Raw genomic sequence first — 17,523 nt, forward strand, 5'->3', positions numbered from 1 at the left:
CCAGATCGAAGTAAAAAATTAGAAGTAAGTGATGGAAGCGGAAGTGATTTCATGTCAATATTTATCTAAGGGTTTGTGTGTTTTAGTTTTTGTCTAAGCAACAAGATTATAACACGCAAACCCTTACATTTTCTTTAAATATCAACATGATAAGCGATTTTTATTGTTGGATTTGAACTCCGAAACTTGAGTTATAAATACAGTTAAACGTTACGAGCAACAGTCTTTATGCCACCATCTCTTGGGTAACTTTTCAATGATGACTTTTGCCATTAACACCGCCAGTACTATACCTGAACTGATCACAATCCAATCTGGCAATAGGCTATGATGCTCACCAATTTGTGGAGCAACTACAATGCCATACTTCGCCACGACGAAATTTGTTATATAACCAGCAATAATCGCCACGCCAATCACGCCACCTAAATAACCAAACAGCGCACGCTTACCTAGCTCTCTTGTTACGACACCTAATGTGGCAATGTTAGTAGCAGGCCCCGCCAGCATGAAGACTAATACCGCGCCTGGTGAGACTCCAGCCAATAGCAAACCCGCTGCAATTGGTGTTGAAGCCGTTGCACAAATATACATAGGAACAGAAATACCGATCATCACCAACATAGCTAAAATGCCGCTACCATATTGAGATAAAAAGTCTTCCGGTACATAGGTTTTAACTAATGCCGCAAAGAAAATACCGACGAGCAGCCACATTGTGGTATCCCGAACTAAGTCAGTTGCCGCGTAGCGAAGCCCTTCTTTGATCTTACCCCAAAAGCTTGCTGAGGTTGCACTTGGCTCTGAACTGCAACAATCATCATCATTGACATGACTATGAGAATGCGACTTTTCCTCAGTAGCTGAACTACAACACGACGATGACTCTGGTTCTACTTTAGCGTCAGAGCTGCAGCAAGAAGTTGATTCAGGTTCTTTAGATTTTGAACTACAACATGAACTGGATTCAGACTTTGGCTCGGTCTTCTCAGCCACTGATTCATCACTTTTATCATCCGCACCCACTAACAAACCTGCGGTAATTGCACTCATTACTGCTGCAATCGGGCGCACTATGGCCATAAAAGGACCAAGCAGCACATAAGAAACACTAACCGAATCAACTCCTGTTTCGGGCGTCGATACTAAAAACGTCGTGGTTGCCGCTTTAGAAGCTCCGGAGCGTCTCAGACCTACTGCGGCGGGAATGACCCCGCAAGAGCATAAAGGCAAAGGTGCACCAAACAAAGCCGCTTTGATCACCGTTTTGAAATCGTGCCCCCCCAGCTGCTTTTGCATCCACTCGAGGGGTACGAACATTTTTAATAAACCTGCCATGACTAAACCCAGTAACAGCCAAGGTGCTGACTCTAAAAACAGCTCTACAAAATTACTGATCAACATGACTTATCTCCCTTAGCTGATATAGGTTTATCAAAACGAGGAATAGAATCATCGTGATGGATATCATCCAATGCTTCTAAAATAGAGCAGTACTCCGCACTTTCATCACCGCCACAGCATGAGTCAGACAATTCTTGCAACCCTTTTTGAAACTTTTGAAGTTCCAAAATTTTAGCCGTAATGTTGTCGAGTTTTTTATCCACTCGACCTTTGACGTCTGCGCACGCCCATTGCGACTTATTAAGTTCAATTGACACCAACTCCTGAATTTCATTCAGAGTAAATCCCACGTTTTTAGCACGCAGAATGAATTTTAGGAGTTGAGCATCTTGTTCACTGTAAATTCGATAGCCTGACTCAGTTCGCTCCGAGGGCGACAATAAGCCATGCTTTTCGTAATACCTAAGGGTATCGGTGTTGATATCATAGGCACCAGCAAGTTCGCCAATTCGATACATAACATTTCTGTTGGTGATAATTCGGTATAGTAAGTATAAACCTTGGAGCAAGCTCCAAGGTCAAGAATTTATTTTTATCGCGTGATGGGAGAAAAATATGGGTTAGAATGAGATGCTAAGTCAGCTTATTCCGTTGTAAGCGTAACTTAGGAAATAACGCAGCTAGAGTTGCCAGTTTGTCCTCTCCCTTCCTCGGCTTCTTCCCTTACAGTTGCTACGCCTAGTCGAGATAGCATGGCATTTGCTTGATCAGGACCACAACTTACTTTTACAGCGGTATAAAGATCACCAACTGTTGTATGTATGTACCTCTTTTGAATCTTAGTGATTAATGCAATCACTTTTGATGAAATATAAAATTTGTTTTCCATCTTGATGACATCAATTTCAGAACGATTCAACCCTACGTGTACTGCAATCGTTTCCCAATAAGGACCAATATCCTCCATGGCTTTTAAACAATCTTTCAAAAGTACATTGTGAAGCTCGGTGTTCATCTGATAGGTATTCTGCACTTGAGCCTGAGGTTTAACGTAAGATATCGGCTGTGCCGCTCTGACTTGATATTCAGTTGTTTGAGCGCGAGAGGGTTGCGTCCCACCCATATATTGATGAAAACTCGGCATATTCTTTCGCTCAATTTGCCTCACGTTATCCCATATTCTGTTGCCAATTGCGGTCTCAGATTCTAAAAACTTAGAGTTGCTATCGTAATGTCTCTTTAAATTCACCGCCAAGGAAATTTCACCCATCTCCTTTAGTGCTGAAAGCAAAATATCCACCCTAGCTGTTGATTTGGTCACCCATAAATTCAGCATTTGCTGTCGACAATATCCCACTCCTCTATAGTGGTGGGTCACACTGATATTACTCAACTGAGACATTGATATATCTAACTTCAGCCCCAACTTATGCCAATCTGTCACACTATCAAGATGTTTATCTAATGCGTTCACACTAAGACGAGGCTGGGCGGTGGCATGTGGTTCCGTTGCTGAATACGCCGGTGGAGGTGAGTATCGCCCTGCATGAGCTGTATAACTATCGGGATTAAAAGTGGCCATATGAATTATCCATAGTTGTAAAATATGATGGTTATAGTTAACTTTGCCCCATATATTTTCAAATTAATCATTGTTAATAAAAACAATCGGTTAATTATAATTGACACCTTCATTTTTTTATCTTTTATGATGTTCACGCCAACTATGTCAAATTTAAAAACTCACTTTTTTTACTCAACTGTAGGGAATATGCACACAAAATCAGCAGATTGATTAGTTTTTCAGGTAGAATATGCGCGCCCAAGTTCAGAGAAGATAACAATATTAATCAAGCTTCTCTGGCCAAGATCACTATAAACTGGATAAAAGTACCCACATGAATAACGCCAGACCTATTCGTCGCGCGCTGCTTAGCGTTTCTGATAAAACCGGTATCATTGAATTTGCCCAAGCTCTACATGCTCTAGGTGTAGAGATCTTATCAACGGGTGGCACAGCTAAGTTATTAGCCGACAACCAAATCCCTGTTATTGAAGTCTCTGATCACACAGGTCACCCAGAGATCATGGATGGTCGTGTAAAAACACTGCACCCTAAAATTCATGGCGGTATTTTAGCTCGTCGTGGCACTGACGAAGCCATTATGGCAGACAACAATATTGATGCTATCGATTTAGTTGCAGTTAACCTCTATCCATTTGCTCAAACCGTGGCTAACCCAGATTGTACGCTTAACGATGCGATTGAAAACATCGACATCGGTGGCCCAACTATGGTGCGCGCTGCAGCAAAAAACCACAAAGATGTCACCATTATTGTTAACGCTAGCGATTATTCTCGAGTGTTAGCAGAGCTGGCTGATAACCATGGTTCAACTACATATGAAACTCGCTTTGATTTAGCCATTGCTGCGTTTGAGCATACGGCTCAATATGACGGTATGATTGCCAACTATTTCGGCGCTAAAGTTCCAGCACATCATACTGAACATGCTGCAGAAGACAGCCAATTCCCACGCACGTTCAACACTCAGTTAGTCAAAAAACAAGATCTTCGCTACGGTGAGAACAGCCACCAGCAAGCGGCATTTTATGTTGATACCAATATTGATGAAGCCTCAGTAGCCACTGCAACGCAACTTCAAGGTAAAGCGCTGTCTTACAACAATATCGCTGATACAGATGCAGCATTAGAGTGCGTAAAAGAATTTGTCGAGCCTGCGTGTGTGATTGTAAAGCACGCAAACCCTTGTGGCGTGTCATTGGGTGAAAACTTACTTGAAGCTTATGATCGCGCGTTTAAAACCGACCCTACATCAGCGTTTGGAGGCATCATCGCTTTCAACCGCGAATTAGACGAAGCCACAGCAAAAGCCATTGTTGAACGTCAATTTGTAGAAGTGATTATCGCCCCAAGCGTATCTGAAGCGGCAAAAACAGTCGTTTCCGCTAAAGCAAATGTTCGCTTATTAGAATGTGGCCAGTGGGACAACAAAACTACTTCATTGGATTACAAGCGTGTGAATGGCGGTATGCTTGTTCAAGATCGCGACCAAGGCATGGTAGATTTAGGCGATTTAAAAGTCGTTTCTAAGCGTCAACCAACAGCAGAAGAATTAAAAGATCTGCTCTTCTGCTGGAAAGTCGCTAAATTCGTCAAATCTAATGCTATCGTGTATGCCAAAGATGGCATGACAGTCGGTATGGGCGCAGGCCAAATGAGCCGCGTTTACAGCGCAAAGATCGCAGGTATTAAGGCTGAAGATGAAGGTTTGACTGTACCGGGTTCGGTAATGGCATCGGATGCTTTCTTCCCATTCCGTGATGGCATTGATGCAGCGGCGGCCGCAGGCATTACTTGTGTGATCCAACCGGGCGGTTCAATGCGTGACAATGAAGTGATCGAAGCCGCAGACGAACACGGCATGGCTATGGTATTTACCGGAATGCGCCATTTCCGTCATTAATTATTATGACCGCTTCATTTATTCTTATTGAAAAGAGCTGAAACGGTTGATGATGACAAAGAGGAGCAATAGTGGGATAAGACAACCGTCCGTTACAGGATTTAACGATCGTCAGTACATGGACGTACGTATCTGTTGTCGTTCACGCTATTACTCCGAACTATTAGGTGAAGAATTTCTCATTTTAGGGATTAAAAGGTATTTACCATGAAAATTTTAGTTATTGGTGGCGGTGGTCGTGAACACGCCTTAGCATGGAAAGCGGCGCAAAGTCCGCAGGTTGATAAAGTATTTGTGGCACCGGGTAATGCTGGCACAGCACTAGAGCCCAAATTAGAAAACATGGCGATTGGTGTTGAAGATATTTCAGCACTAGTCGCTTTTGCGAAAGATAACGACATTGCATTGACCATTGTTGGCCCAGAAGCGCCACTTGTTATTGGTGTCGTTGATGCTTTCCGTGCAGAAGATCTTGCGATTTTCGGCCCAACCGAAGGTGCCGCCCAACTTGAAGGCTCTAAAGCTTTTACTAAAGATTTCTTAGCTCGCCACAATATCCCAACCGCGGATTACCAAAACTTTACTGACATTGAGCCAGCAAAAGCATTTTCCGCTCAACTAGCCAAAAAAACAGGTTATCCAGTGGTGATAAAGGCCGATGGTCTAGCTGCCGGTAAAGGGGTGATCATCGCTCAAAACCAAACTGAAGCCGACGCTGCCATTGAAGATATGCTCGAAGGCAACAAATTTGGAGAAGCGGGTTCTCGCGTGGTTATCGAAGAATTCTTAAAAGGTGAAGAAGCCAGCTTTATCGTCATGGTTGATGGCAAGAACATCCTACCAATGGCCACCAGCCAAGATCACAAAGCGCGTGACAATGGTGATAATGGCCCTAACACAGGTGGCATGGGTGCCTATTCTCCTGCGCCAGTCGTCACAAAAGCTATCCACGATTGGACTATGAAACATGTGATTGAGCCCACCGTTGAAGGCATGGCACAAGAAGGTCACCCTTACACAGGTTTTTTGTATGCAGGCTTGATGATCAGCGACGATGGAACCGCCAAGGTACTTGAGTACAATTGCCGTTTTGGCGACCCTGAAACGCAACCAATCATGATGCGTCTACAATCAGATTTAGTTGAGCTTTGCTTAGCAGCGTGCCGTGGTGAATTAGACAAAGTAACTGCAGAGTACGATAGCCGAGCAGCTGTAGGTGTGGTGCTCGCCGCTGGAGGTTATCCTGAGTCATACCGTAAAGGAGACATCATTGACGGCCTAACGCTTGGCAACAATGAGCAGAAAGTCTTTCATGCTGGAACTTCAGCAAAAGACGAGCGCATCGTCACTAACGGTGGTCGTGTATTGTGTGCCACAGCACTGGGAAACAGTGTGACTGAAGCTCAAAAAAGCGCTTACGCCTTAGTCGATACCGTCCATTGGGATGATGTGTTCTTTAGAACCGATATCGCCTATCGCGCTATTGCTCGCGAGCAATAAACCGATAATGATTCTGGGGAGGGTGGTAACACGCCCTCTAGAATCTTTGCTTAGTCAAAGCCAGAGTCTTTTGCTCACACATTAGGTAACTAATCTCAGTTCTGAATAAGCCAACTTCTACGGTACAACTACTTAAGCTTAAGCGAATTTCTGTGTTAGAACAGCCCAAAATAAACCAGCTATTACGAACTAATCTACCTTGAACTACACATAATTAGCCCCACTGTAGATTAAATTAAAGGTTTAGTTTGAAAATCAAAATGTTATTGATTTCGTTATACAGAATTAATGCTAACAAAATAAACAACTGATTAATCATTGTTCACACTATTTGAACATCTTGCAACATAGATATAACCTAAATCTATCTTAACATTTTATGGTCTATGTCTTCTATGTCTGTTTCTATTCAACCTGTTTTTATTGATGCCCAACAAGGTAATCAATATATCAACTCTATAACTGGTCTTCCACTTCATATGGAAAAATTAGAGGATGGTAGCATTGTTAAACATCCTAAAGCTTTTTTAAGTGGTGAGGGATATTATGTCAAGTTTGAACATTTACAATATTTAGTACACAAAGAGACCAGAATGCCTTTCCCTACCAGTCAATATTATAATCATTCCTAGAGAGGGGCTCTCAATTAGATTTTTGATTGACCGACATACAAAGCTGTCGTTATTACATTTGCTGCTGTTAATTTTTAAGTAAAACAAAGCGAAAAATGTGAGATGTAGTAATTACCGACATACACAACTGTCGTTACTTCGTTTCTACATAAACATTTTCAACGTAGTTTAAACAAAAAAAGAACGCAGCCCTTCGGGTTACGTCCAAAATTTGCAAACGCTGTATTCGATGCTTTTGAGCACTGATATCGCCTATCGTTCTATTACTTTCGAGCAATAGTCATATACAAGTATATGTGAGTGCTTTCTCATATCTACTTGATACTATCCATTTTAACGCTAACAGGCTTCTTCGATGCCATTAAAGAAGGTTGAGATTGAGGTTGTAACTCGCCACATATCCATGCCCCATACCCTTCGAAGTTATTCGAGCCGTCTTTCGCCGCTTCAATGTCAAATCTAAAAGGAATATCGGTGAATTTTGGATTTAATGCACCATCCCAACTTGATGCTTCAGTCCACCCGTTGAATTTTCCAGTAATTTGCTGAGTATTTTGAAAGATATTCAATCGATAATCTGCATCAAAGTTATAGTTTCTCACAGGAGCTTCATAACTTGGATACACACTGCCATCATCCAACACCGCATAACCTAAGCTCATATATTTATGCTCATTGGCTTCCCAAAGAGAGCCTACTCTCACAGTGGGGAATTGAATACTGGTCACCCAAAACTTAGCACCGTCCTGTCTTTGTAATTGAAACTCAATAAAAGTATCAGCTGGGTTTCGTGCCTTAACCACTAAATCTTGTGTTGATGAGTTGGGCGATTGTTGGGGTGATTGAATACTTAAGTTACTGGCTGTAAATCCAGGCATCACATAGGCGGGCTTTACTTCGTCAGTAGTCGCCACTGCTTTACCATCAAAATTTGAATAAATAGCCAATGGCTCACCACCCGCTGGACAAACAAACGTATCTACGGGGTTGGGTTGAGCGTAGGTAAACGGGGTAACGACAAGGCTACTTAAAATGAACAGAAGACCTCTTGCATTCAGGTACTGCTTTGCATATTTCATCTTGTTTCTCCTTACGTCATTTCATTTAAAAGCAAATGTCTTTGTTGGTAAAGTCGACTAGGGCACGCCCTAGTTGTGATTACCAGAGCAAGCAACCTCTGGATTTAAAAGAAAAATATCACTTTCCATCTTTTGCACCAGTGAATTATTGTTCATCCATTGGAAACTAGAGAGTCAGGAGAAGCTCGAGCTGGGAGGTGAGGCATTTTTGCTTAATGACATTTAGGGCATTTTGTATCGTAAAAAATGAAAATACAGCTGACCTGAATTATGATTCTGTTAGGTTCAGTGTTTTTATCAATAAAATGATTAAAAAACCCATAAATCATAAGGTTAAACAAATTTAATTTCATTTTAACTTTACTCACCAACGCCACAAATAAAAATAACCACTTGAAATTAAAAGCAAAAAACATTCAGGCTTTATTACTGATAACTTGAATTCCTTATTTGGCCTTGTAAGTGACAAAAAACATTCAAACATACGAAAGATCATCATGATATGCTGAATTTCCATGTAATCTGATAATTAGAGAATTGGTTATGTCACAGGCTCCAAGTCCTGCAAATTCGAGGCCTCCTTATCAAGATTATGAGCCACATTTACCAGTTAACGCTTTAACACTAAAGACTCCTGATGACAAAAATTGGTCACTTTCGCCGTCTTCATCAAAAGCCTCTCTAAACTATTCAAAAAGTTTCCATGAACGCGCAAAATCTCAGCCACGAAAAATTTCAAGAAAATTGAGTATGCGAAGGCATTCTCTAGGATATAATCTGTTAAATCCGCTAGAAGAGCCACCTATAGAAAGGCCTCACTCTCATTCTGGCTCTCGACCTTTCTCAGCAAAAACCTCAACTAACGAGAAGAAATATAGTCGCAGCGAAAGCCTAACCTCCAACTCAAGCGCTACCTTATCTGACAGTTCCCTCCATACACCTACATCTCAAAGCTCTGCCTTATCTGACAGTTCCCCTAACTCACCTTCATCTCAAAACTCTGAGACAGGCATGTTCTTTAGCAGCACTCTATCTGTAGAAACCATCGCAAGTATGCTAGAAACCCGCTCAGGTGTAGAGCTTTTATTAGAAACAAAATCGAAACTGATACCGACGAACAAACTTCATAAAAAATTTAGGAATAAACATTTTCTACAAATTGCATGGGAAAAGGGTGCCAAATCCATAGACATTATCGAATGGTTGGTAAAACATGGTGCGGACATCAATGTAAAGGTTCATCAAGGTATGAATATAAAACAGCTATTGGCAACCCAATATAAGGTTGATGACTATATTGCTTTGTTACTGGTGCCTGATGTTCCCGTTACCGTTGAGGATATTCATACTCTACTTACTAGCAATTTTACACAAGAGCCCCTAAAAAAACAGATTCCGGTTTTCAACTCACTCGCATCAAAATTGCAGCAACAAACTACGAATGCAAAAAAAATGGTAGATATTGACCGTAAAATCGATGGTCATACCTTAATCGAGCAAGCACTATTGAAGGGATGTATGCCTGCCTTTGTGCATTGTATTTTGCTTGGAGCAGATCTGGGAAAACTATTTAAAACAAAACTCTACCCTCAACCTCCAGAAGTTCTTAGACAACGATATGCACTTAACGATCAATTATTAGCATTTTTTCAAGCTACCAAAATTCTATATTTCCCCGAACTGCTAAATGCATTGTTATATTTCCAAATTGGCGCGAAAACAATTGACACCTACCTCAAACGAGCCAAACAAGCACAACCTAGATCGACGATTAGCCCTGATGAGCGTTTTGATGGCAAAAAAACAGCAATGGAAATTACATTGGCACAAAAGGGTCGTGGTGATGTCATAGTGGCATTAGTATCTTTCGGCTTTTCGCCCTTTAACTACACTCCCCAAGGAAAAACTCTGTATCAAGTATTAGAGCAAACAAACTCTGTTGATTCATTCGTGAATGCCGTTGATACTGATAAATCCCCTACGCCGTTACTACTCCACTGCCTTGCCGAACTTCCTCAATCAGCACTTGCGTGCGAAAAACTACTGAGATTACTTAAAAACCAATTAACAGTTGAAGACAAAGATAAACTCTCGCAGGATCAACTTGATCAGCCCGTACATCAACAAACTCTTTTACAGCGTCTCTGGACATCCAGAGAAGCAAATACTGCAACCATAGTCGCATTATTAAAATTGAGGGTAGATCTTGATTTGCACGTTACTGAGGAGGTGTCACTAAAAGAAGCTATTTATCACACGAAAGAGTATGAGCTATTAAAAACATTATTTGAACAAGGTTTACTCAGCGTTGAGTTAACAGATATTGATTTTGCTATTAAACAGTCATGGCCACTTCCATTGCTTCAAAAAATGCTGCCTGCTTGCAGAAGAGTCATTAATCAACCGATTAACAATTGCACTGTATTTCAACACGCTATCATCCAACAAAATATTCAGCTAATGGTTGAACTCTTAACTCACGATGTTGATGTTTGCAAACCAACATCGTCTAACGACACATTATTGGAACTTGCGCAGCAACAAGGAATTACTGATTCACTGATCAGCGGAATTTTGAAACATGACTCGTGCGAACTCAACTTAATCCATGCGCTATTAATGTTACAGTGTTCAAGTGAGCAGCTTTCGCAAAAGCTAGAAGCAATGGATGCCGATAAATCAAATAAAGTATCGCTAATGTGCTTACGTAACGATCGTAATGTACTTCAACTAGCTTGGCAGTGCCAATCCAGCCCAGATATATTATGCGTTTTGTTCTCGCACCAAGTGAATGCCAATGACGATATTCTAGAGGGTAATAATGTTAAAACGCTATTGAGACTATCTGAACGATGGGATGATTTACACCAATTATTACTCAATGAATCGTGCAATATTGAATTAATAGATTTACATGACATTATCCAAAAAAAATGGGGAACACCATTATTTCGATCAGCACTGAATCGATTGTTATCTGAGCGACAATCCAGCGTAAAAAAAGACGATAACCAAGAACATTTTTTGGAAACAAAAATTGGCCAACATAATTTACTTGAAATTATTTGTGATAGCGGAGATGCAGAATCATTAGAAGCTATATTTCTATGCGGTCTTCAACCACATGTGGGTATTGCACAAAGAAGTATTCTTCATCGTGCAGCATCAAGGAACTCACTGGCTATTTTGAAAGTGCTAATACAACACTTCCGTCCAACCGAAGCATACGAAATCAAAAGTTTAGTGAGTGATGATACGCTAAGTTTAAGAAGTGGTGAAACTAGCAGTATCAGTAGTGACGAAACGGAATGTGGAGACAATGAAGAACTTTATAGACCCGACAAACTGCTTGGCAATACTCCTGTACATTACGGCATGAAAAACCCAAACTTAGAGGTAGTGATATATTTACTGAGTCATGTAGATACCGCATTTTTACAAACGACCAAGAACCATCAGAAACAAACGCCTTATCAAATTGCTTTCGACAATGGCAAACTGATCCTAGCTTTAAATCATCTATTCCAAAAGCAAAGAGAGTTAAAGCCATTCTCGGCTGAACAAGACGACATTGTGCAGATGTATAAACAATCAGCAGAGCGAGAATTCTTAACTGAGCAAGCAAAATACCAGCAAGAAGCTAATATTTTGCAACACAGGCCCAATATAGAGCAGTTATTGGCAAACCCAGATACTGAAGAGCCATCCCTTATGAGTTTGCAGGCACTGTCACTAACGTTACAACAGCAGCTAACGCAGAACTCTCTAGAAAGAGAACAATTAGTCGAATCACTAAAGAAACAAAATGCAGAGCTTAAAGCTGAGGCTGAACGACTAAAAGCTGAGCTTGAGAAGCAAACCAACACATTAGTAGTGCCATCACCGCATCAACTCACTGTATAAATAGAGATAAAAAAACCCAGCGACTAGAGCTGGGTTTTAAAGTAAAGATACCTATTATTGCTTAACCGTTATCAGCCACCTGTAACTCAGGTAATAACGCCGTAATTTCTTCATAAAGCGAAGGTTCATCCCGCTTCAGTCCTGCCATTAATGGCTTATGTTCAGGCTTAATCGTACCTCCTTTTCGAATCATCGCTTGAATATAAGACGACACATAAGCAGGGTTAGCAGGAGCATTAACAATCGCCATACCTATGGTATCGCCCCCCATAATACTAGGCTCGTTCAGCACATCTACTCGTTCAATCACATACTCGAACGTTTGCGGTTCAATGGGTGCTAGCAGTGCGAAATGCAACATATTGGTATTAGGAAAAGGAGTATCTTGTATCGATGAACCATGGCTTTCTAGGGCTGATACCATGTCTAACTCACCTCGATTCACCATTGCCAGTAATCCTGGTGCCGCCATTTTTCCACCTCGATTTGCAAGCTGTAAATAGACATCTAATGGTGCGCCTAACATCCCTGCAGCCTGCATCAGGCCTTCAACCAACTCCGGCATTGAATCAGCATATTTATCGTTCAATTCAATCATCGCAGCCCAGTTTTTCTCCTTCATTAGTGGCGTTAGCTCTTTTGTTAAAGCATCAGTTTTTGCCAGTTCCTCAGTAGAAAGCTTTGCTCTAGGGTCAAGGGCTTGAAATACCATCATCGTATGGTTTCGAAATTGATCGTAGATATGTAAATCTGAGCTTAAATCGTTAACGAAAGTTTGGTGCTTAGCTTCCAGTAAGTGCTTTGCACTTTGATTGTCTGTCTTATCTGCCTCATTTTGTTTCGGTGAAATAACTTTTTTTCGATGATTATTTTGGAGGTTTTTCTCCAGCTTCTGTATCTCAAGTTCTGATTTAGTAGGCTCACCAACTCTGGTACTGTCTGTTGACACAATTATATAACCAGTCCATAGATAGGCAGAGAGCGGCAACCATAATAATAAGCTTAACCCCATTTTTTTAGAAAATGTTGATTGTTTTTTCTCTTTAACCAACTGAATAGATTGACGATGCTTACTATATTGATAGCCAAAATCCGTAAACAATCCTAAGCCAAATATAATAAAATACTTTAATATATCAACAGTATCGTTCACAACGTACCATATCTGAGCTGCTGAATATGTTAAACAAACTGGAATCACTACGGTAACCAGTATATTTAAAGGCTCAAATCGATAAAATGAAACTTTTGATTTATCCACAGCGAATATCCCTTATTGCTCTATCAGCATCACAACTATCTAATTTGTCCGAATATACTTTTGTTGATGCAAGCGATAGGACTGTAGCAGTGGTGGCTGCTGCACCAGTCCCAGTACCCGCTGTCTGTACTGATACATAAACAGCTGCACCTATAATAAGAAACTCTCTAAGCGCAAAATAATTTCTTGCACTTCTTCTGCAGTCTTGGTGTTCTAGTATAGAATCAATTCTACACTGTTCATTGCCTCTGCCTCTCGAACCTCCCCCAGAGCCACCACCAAAATCATCTCTAATTATCTTTTCGCAGCGATTACTACTTAATCTTATATATGAGCCAAAAATAGGGTCACGTTTGGCTTCTTCCAATGTCTTCACAAACACATTACCTAGACAAAAGCTCCCCATAAAAGCTTGGACAGCTTCATGACTATGTGCTTTCGTTAAAGTAGCAAAGTAGCAAAGTAGCAAAGTAGCAAGTCATTTTTTTCATTGCATTTAATCCCTTAAAGTTATTTGAATCGCACAGTTTATCTGTACTTTTTATACTATCTTACCCATTTTATTTTTACAGCATATCATTAACAATTGACATTTTAAGCATAAAAAAACCCAGCGACTAAGGCTGGGTTAAAGGTGTTTATCTTTTATTTAAGATTAAACGTGACCACGTGCTGCACGCTTACGGTCATTTTCCGTTAGGTGCTTCTTACGCACACGAACACTCTCTGGCGTTACTTCTACTAGCTCATCATCGTCGATGAACTCAAGTGCACGTTCAAGGGTTAGCTCGATAGGCGGAGTCAGAATTTGTGCTTCATCAGTACCTGATGCACGCATGTTAGTTAGCTGCTTACCTTTCAAGCAGTTAACAGTAAGGTCGTTAGAACGTGAGTGGATACCAATCACCTGACCTTCATACACTTCAACACCGTGTCCAATAAACAGACGACCACGATCTTGTAGGTTATAAAGCGCAAATGTCAGTGCTTTACCCGTACCGTTAGAGATCAATACACCGTTGTTACGCTGACCGATATCAGACTCAATCGCTGGACCATAGTGATCAAATGTATGGTAAAGCAGACCTGTACCTGAAGTTGCGGTTAGGAATTCCGTTTGGAAACCAATTAAGCCACGACTTGGAATAACAAAATCGATACGTACACGACCTTTGCCGTCTGGCAGCATGTCACGCATATCGCCCTTACGCATACCTAATTTTTCAATCACCGCACCTTGATGTTCTTCTTCAACATCGACGGTCATAGTTTCATATGGCTCACACATTTCACCGTCAATTTCTTTAACGATTACTTCAGGGCGAGATACCGCTAATTCGTAACCTTCACGACGCATGTTTTCGATCAAAATCGCTAAGTGAAGTTCACCACGACCTGATACGCGGAAACGATCTGGGCTCTCGGTTTCTTCAACGCGTAATGCAACGTTATGAACCAATTCTTGCTCTAGACGCTCAAGAATATTACGAGAGGTTACGTACTTACCTTCTTTACCCGCAAACGGAGAGGTGTTTACTTGGAAGGTCATGGTTAATGTTGGCTCATCAACAGACAGCGCTGGTAGTGCTTCTGGAGCACTTTGAGCACAGATGGTATCAGAAATTTTAAGCTCGCCAAGACCGGTGATCGCTACAATATCACCCGCTTCCGCGCTTTCTACTTCGTGACGGTCTAGACCCAAGTAACCTAATACTTGACCGACTTTACCGTTACGCGTCTTACCATCAGCACCTACTACGGTTACTTGTTGGTTAGTCTTAACGCTACCACGCTTGATACGACCAACACCGATAACACCAACATAAGAGTTGTAGTCTAGCTGTGAGATTTGCATTTGGAACTCACCGTCAGCGTCAGCGTCAGGGCGAGATACTTTGTCAACAATTGCTTCAAACAGTGGCGTCATGTCTTCACTTGGCTCATCTGGATCTAGCGTTGCAAATCCGTTCAATGCAGAAGCGTAAACTACTGGGAAGTCTAACTGCTCGTCAGTTGCGCCTAGGTTATCGAACAAGTCAAATACTTGATCCATTACCCAATCAGGACGAGCACCTGGACGGTCAACCTTGTTGATCACAACAATTGGTTTCAAACCTTGAGCGAACGCTTTTTTGGTTACAAAACGCGTTTGTGGCATTGGACCATCTACCGCATCAACCAGTAGCAATACTGAGTCAACCATAGATAGAACACGCTCTACCTCACCACCAAAGTCAGCGTGACCTGGGGTGTCCACAATATTAATTCGATAATCGTTCCACTTGATGGCAGTATTCTTCGCCAGAATGGTGATCCCACGCTCTTTTTCAAGATCGTTTGAGTCCATTACACGCTCTTCAGCTTCTCCGCGCGTTTCAAGGGTACCTGATTGCGCCAACAACTTATCAACCAAGGTTGTTTTACCATGGTCAACGTGAGCAATAATGGCGATGTTACGTAATTTATCTAGCTTAGACACAAAGAAGCCTCTTACCATCTATACCAAGTTCAATCTTATGAACTCAGCAATATAAAACCGACGCCCATAATTATAGGGTGTCTTCCAAAAAGCGGCCTATTCTACTCTAGCTCAGCCCTCAGGCACAGGATTATTTTTTGTTCAATAAAAAATTCATCTTTCACAACGATCTTAATACGCACCAAGATGGTGCACACAAGTTATTTCATGGTGCAAAATGATAATTTTCTATTACAAAAAATCAGCTTATTTATTGATTAATCATAAGGTTATGATTTTGGCATAGGATTGGCTTATAGCATATTTCAAATTGGTGATGTGATATGATCGCCCCAAAATAAAAGCGTACCCTTTCATTCTATTGGAGATTTAAGCATGTCGATTGCTGCTGTGTTAGAACAACTTGAAGAATTTGACGTAAAATTTGTCGACCTACGTTTCACCGACACTAAAGGTAAAGAACAACACGTATCAATCCCTGCTAGCCAGATCGATGAAGACTTCTTTGAAGATGGAAAAATGTTCGATGGTTCATCTATTGCTGGTTGGAAAGGCATCAACGAATCTGACATGGTACTAATGCCAGATCCAAGCACCTTTGTTCTTGATCCATTCACAGAAGAAACGACCGCGCTGATCCGCTGTGACATTCTTGAACCTAGCACCATGCAAGGTTACGACCGTGACCCACGTTCTATCGCTAAGCGTGCCGAAGATTACATGCGCTCAACCGGTATTGCCGACACCGTATTAATTGGTCCTGAGCCTGAGTTCTTCTTATTTGACGATGTTCGCTTCAAAACCGACATGGCTGGCAGCATGTATGCTATTGACTCAACTGAAGCAGCATGGAACTCTGACAAAAAATATGACGATGGCAACACTGGTCATCGCCCAATGGTGAAAGGTGGTTACTTCCCTGTTGCACCTGTAGACTCTTCACAAGATCTACGTAGTGCAATGTGTCTTCTTATGGAAGAAATGGGTCTAGTAGTTGAAGCACATCACCATGAAGTAGCAACTGCAGGCCAAAACGAAATCGCTACTCGTTTTAACACCCTTACGCTAAAGGCTGATGAAACTCAGATCCTTAAGTACGTTGTTCACAATGCCGCACACGTTTATGGTAAAACAGCAACCTTTATGCCTAAGCCAGTTGTAGGTGATAACGGTAGCGGCATGCACGTTCACCAATCTCTAGCGAAAGACGGTGTTAACCTATTCGCTGGTGATCAATACGCTGGTCTAAGTGAAATGGCACTGTACTACATTGGTGGTATCATCAAGCACGCTAAAGCACTAAACGCGTTCACTAACCCAAGCACTAACTCTTATAAGCGTCTAGTTCCTCACTTTGAAGCACCAGTAATGCTGGCTTACTCAGCCCGTAACCGCTCTGCATCGATTCGTATCCCAGTGGTACCAAGCCCTAAAGCTCGTCGTATCGAAACTCGCTTCCCTGATCCAATGGCTAACCCATATCTAGCATTCTCTGCACTACTAATGGCGGGTCTTGACGGTATCCAAAACAAGATCCACCCTGGTGATGCAATGGATCAAGACTTATACGATCTACCACCAGAAGTGGCTGATGGTATCCCACAAGTAGCGACATCGCTAGAAGATGCATTAGAAAGTCTTCGTAATGACAGCGACTTCCTTACTCAAGGTGGTGTATTCAGTAAAGATTACATCGAGTCATACATTGCATTGAAAACAGAAGAAGCTGAGCGTGTAAGCCGCACAACTCACCCAGTTGAGTTTGAGCTTTACTACAGCTTGTAATTGTTATTTCAATCTATATGGAAAGCCTTATTGAGCGATCAATAAGGCTTTT

The 17,523-nt window shown here is 41.5% G+C and carries 12 protein-coding genes; 5 read left to right on the plus strand and 7 right to left on the minus strand.

Annotated elements, in window-relative coordinates:
* Positions 1-210: 210 nt before the first annotated feature.
* The 3 genes from D5018_RS15515 to D5018_RS15525 form a co-directional block, all read right to left on the minus strand.
* Positions 211-1,404, minus strand: a complete 1,194-nt coding sequence (locus D5018_RS15515) for an SO_0444 family Cu/Zn efflux transporter (protein WP_121839914.1) — start codon at positions 1,402-1,404, stop codon at positions 211-213.
* A complete protein-coding gene (zntR, locus tag D5018_RS15520) occupies positions 1,398-1,862 on the minus strand; it encodes a Zn(2+)-responsive transcriptional regulator (RefSeq protein ID WP_121839915.1) in 465 nt (154 codons plus the stop codon). Before zntR ends, D5018_RS15515 begins: the two co-directional genes overlap by 7 nt.
* A 146-nt stretch (positions 1,863-2,008) precedes the next feature.
* Positions 2,009-2,926: a death domain-containing protein gene (locus D5018_RS15525; RefSeq protein ID WP_121839916.1), complete on the minus strand. Its 918-nt coding sequence runs from the start codon at positions 2,924-2,926 to the stop codon at positions 2,009-2,011.
* A 316-nt stretch (positions 2,927-3,242) separates the two neighbouring features.
* On the opposite strand from D5018_RS15525, the gene purH reads away from it, so the two are divergent.
* From purH to D5018_RS15540, 3 genes are all read left to right on the plus strand, one after another.
* On the plus strand, positions 3,243-4,832 hold the full coding sequence (purH, locus tag D5018_RS15530; protein ID WP_121839917.1) for a bifunctional phosphoribosylaminoimidazolecarboxamide formyltransferase/IMP cyclohydrolase: 1,590 nt from the start codon (positions 3,243-3,245) through the stop codon (positions 4,830-4,832).
* Between the two features lie 207 nt (positions 4,833-5,039).
* Positions 5,040-6,332 (plus strand): phosphoribosylamine--glycine ligase, encoded by a 1,293-nt coding sequence (gene purD, locus D5018_RS15535; protein WP_121839918.1) that lies wholly within the window; start codon positions 5,040-5,042, stop codon positions 6,330-6,332.
* Positions 6,333-6,727: 395 nt separating this feature from the next.
* On the plus strand, positions 6,728-6,964 hold the full coding sequence (locus tag D5018_RS15540) for a hypothetical protein (protein ID WP_121839919.1): 237 nt from the start codon (positions 6,728-6,730) through the stop codon (positions 6,962-6,964).
* A 314-nt stretch (positions 6,965-7,278) separates the two neighbouring features.
* Here the strand turns inward: D5018_RS15540 and D5018_RS15545 are convergent, their stop codons facing one another.
* The gene (locus tag D5018_RS15545; RefSeq protein ID WP_121839920.1) at positions 7,279-8,043 is read right to left on the minus strand and encodes a hypothetical protein; all 765 of its coding nucleotides are present in this window, start codon (positions 8,041-8,043) and stop codon (positions 7,279-7,281) included.
* Positions 8,044-8,586: 543 nt separating this feature from the next.
* On the opposite strand from D5018_RS15545, the gene D5018_RS15555 reads away from it, so the two are divergent.
* The gene (locus D5018_RS15555) at positions 8,587-11,946 is read left to right on the plus strand and encodes a hypothetical protein (protein ID WP_121839922.1); all 3,360 of its coding nucleotides are present in this window, start codon (positions 8,587-8,589) and stop codon (positions 11,944-11,946) included.
* Between the two features lie 61 nt (positions 11,947-12,007).
* On the opposite strand, the gene D5018_RS15560 is transcribed toward D5018_RS15555, so the two are convergent.
* From D5018_RS15560 to typA, 3 genes are all read right to left on the minus strand, one after another.
* On the minus strand, positions 12,008-13,207 hold the full coding sequence (locus D5018_RS15560) for a hypothetical protein (protein WP_121839923.1): 1,200 nt from the start codon (positions 13,205-13,207) through the stop codon (positions 12,008-12,010).
* The gene (locus D5018_RS15565) at positions 13,200-13,583 is read right to left on the minus strand and encodes a hypothetical protein (RefSeq protein WP_133309312.1); all 384 of its coding nucleotides are present in this window, start codon (positions 13,581-13,583) and stop codon (positions 13,200-13,202) included. The genes D5018_RS15560 and D5018_RS15565 overlap by 8 nt, the downstream gene beginning before the upstream one ends.
* A gap of 279 nt (positions 13,584-13,862) precedes the next feature.
* A complete protein-coding gene (gene typA, locus D5018_RS15570; RefSeq protein ID WP_121839925.1) occupies positions 13,863-15,704 on the minus strand; it encodes a translational GTPase TypA in 1,842 nt (613 codons plus the stop codon).
* Between the two features lie 357 nt (positions 15,705-16,061).
* On the opposite strand from typA, the gene glnA reads away from it, so the two are divergent.
* The gene (gene glnA, locus D5018_RS15575) at positions 16,062-17,471 is read left to right on the plus strand and encodes a glutamate--ammonia ligase (protein WP_121839926.1); all 1,410 of its coding nucleotides are present in this window, start codon (positions 16,062-16,064) and stop codon (positions 17,469-17,471) included.
* The last annotated feature ends 52 nt before the right edge of the window (positions 17,472-17,523 follow it).

The sequence above is a fragment of the Parashewanella curva genome, from assembly GCF_003675895.1.
GTDB classification, from domain to species: domain Bacteria; phylum Pseudomonadota; class Gammaproteobacteria; order Enterobacterales; family Shewanellaceae; genus Parashewanella; species Parashewanella curva.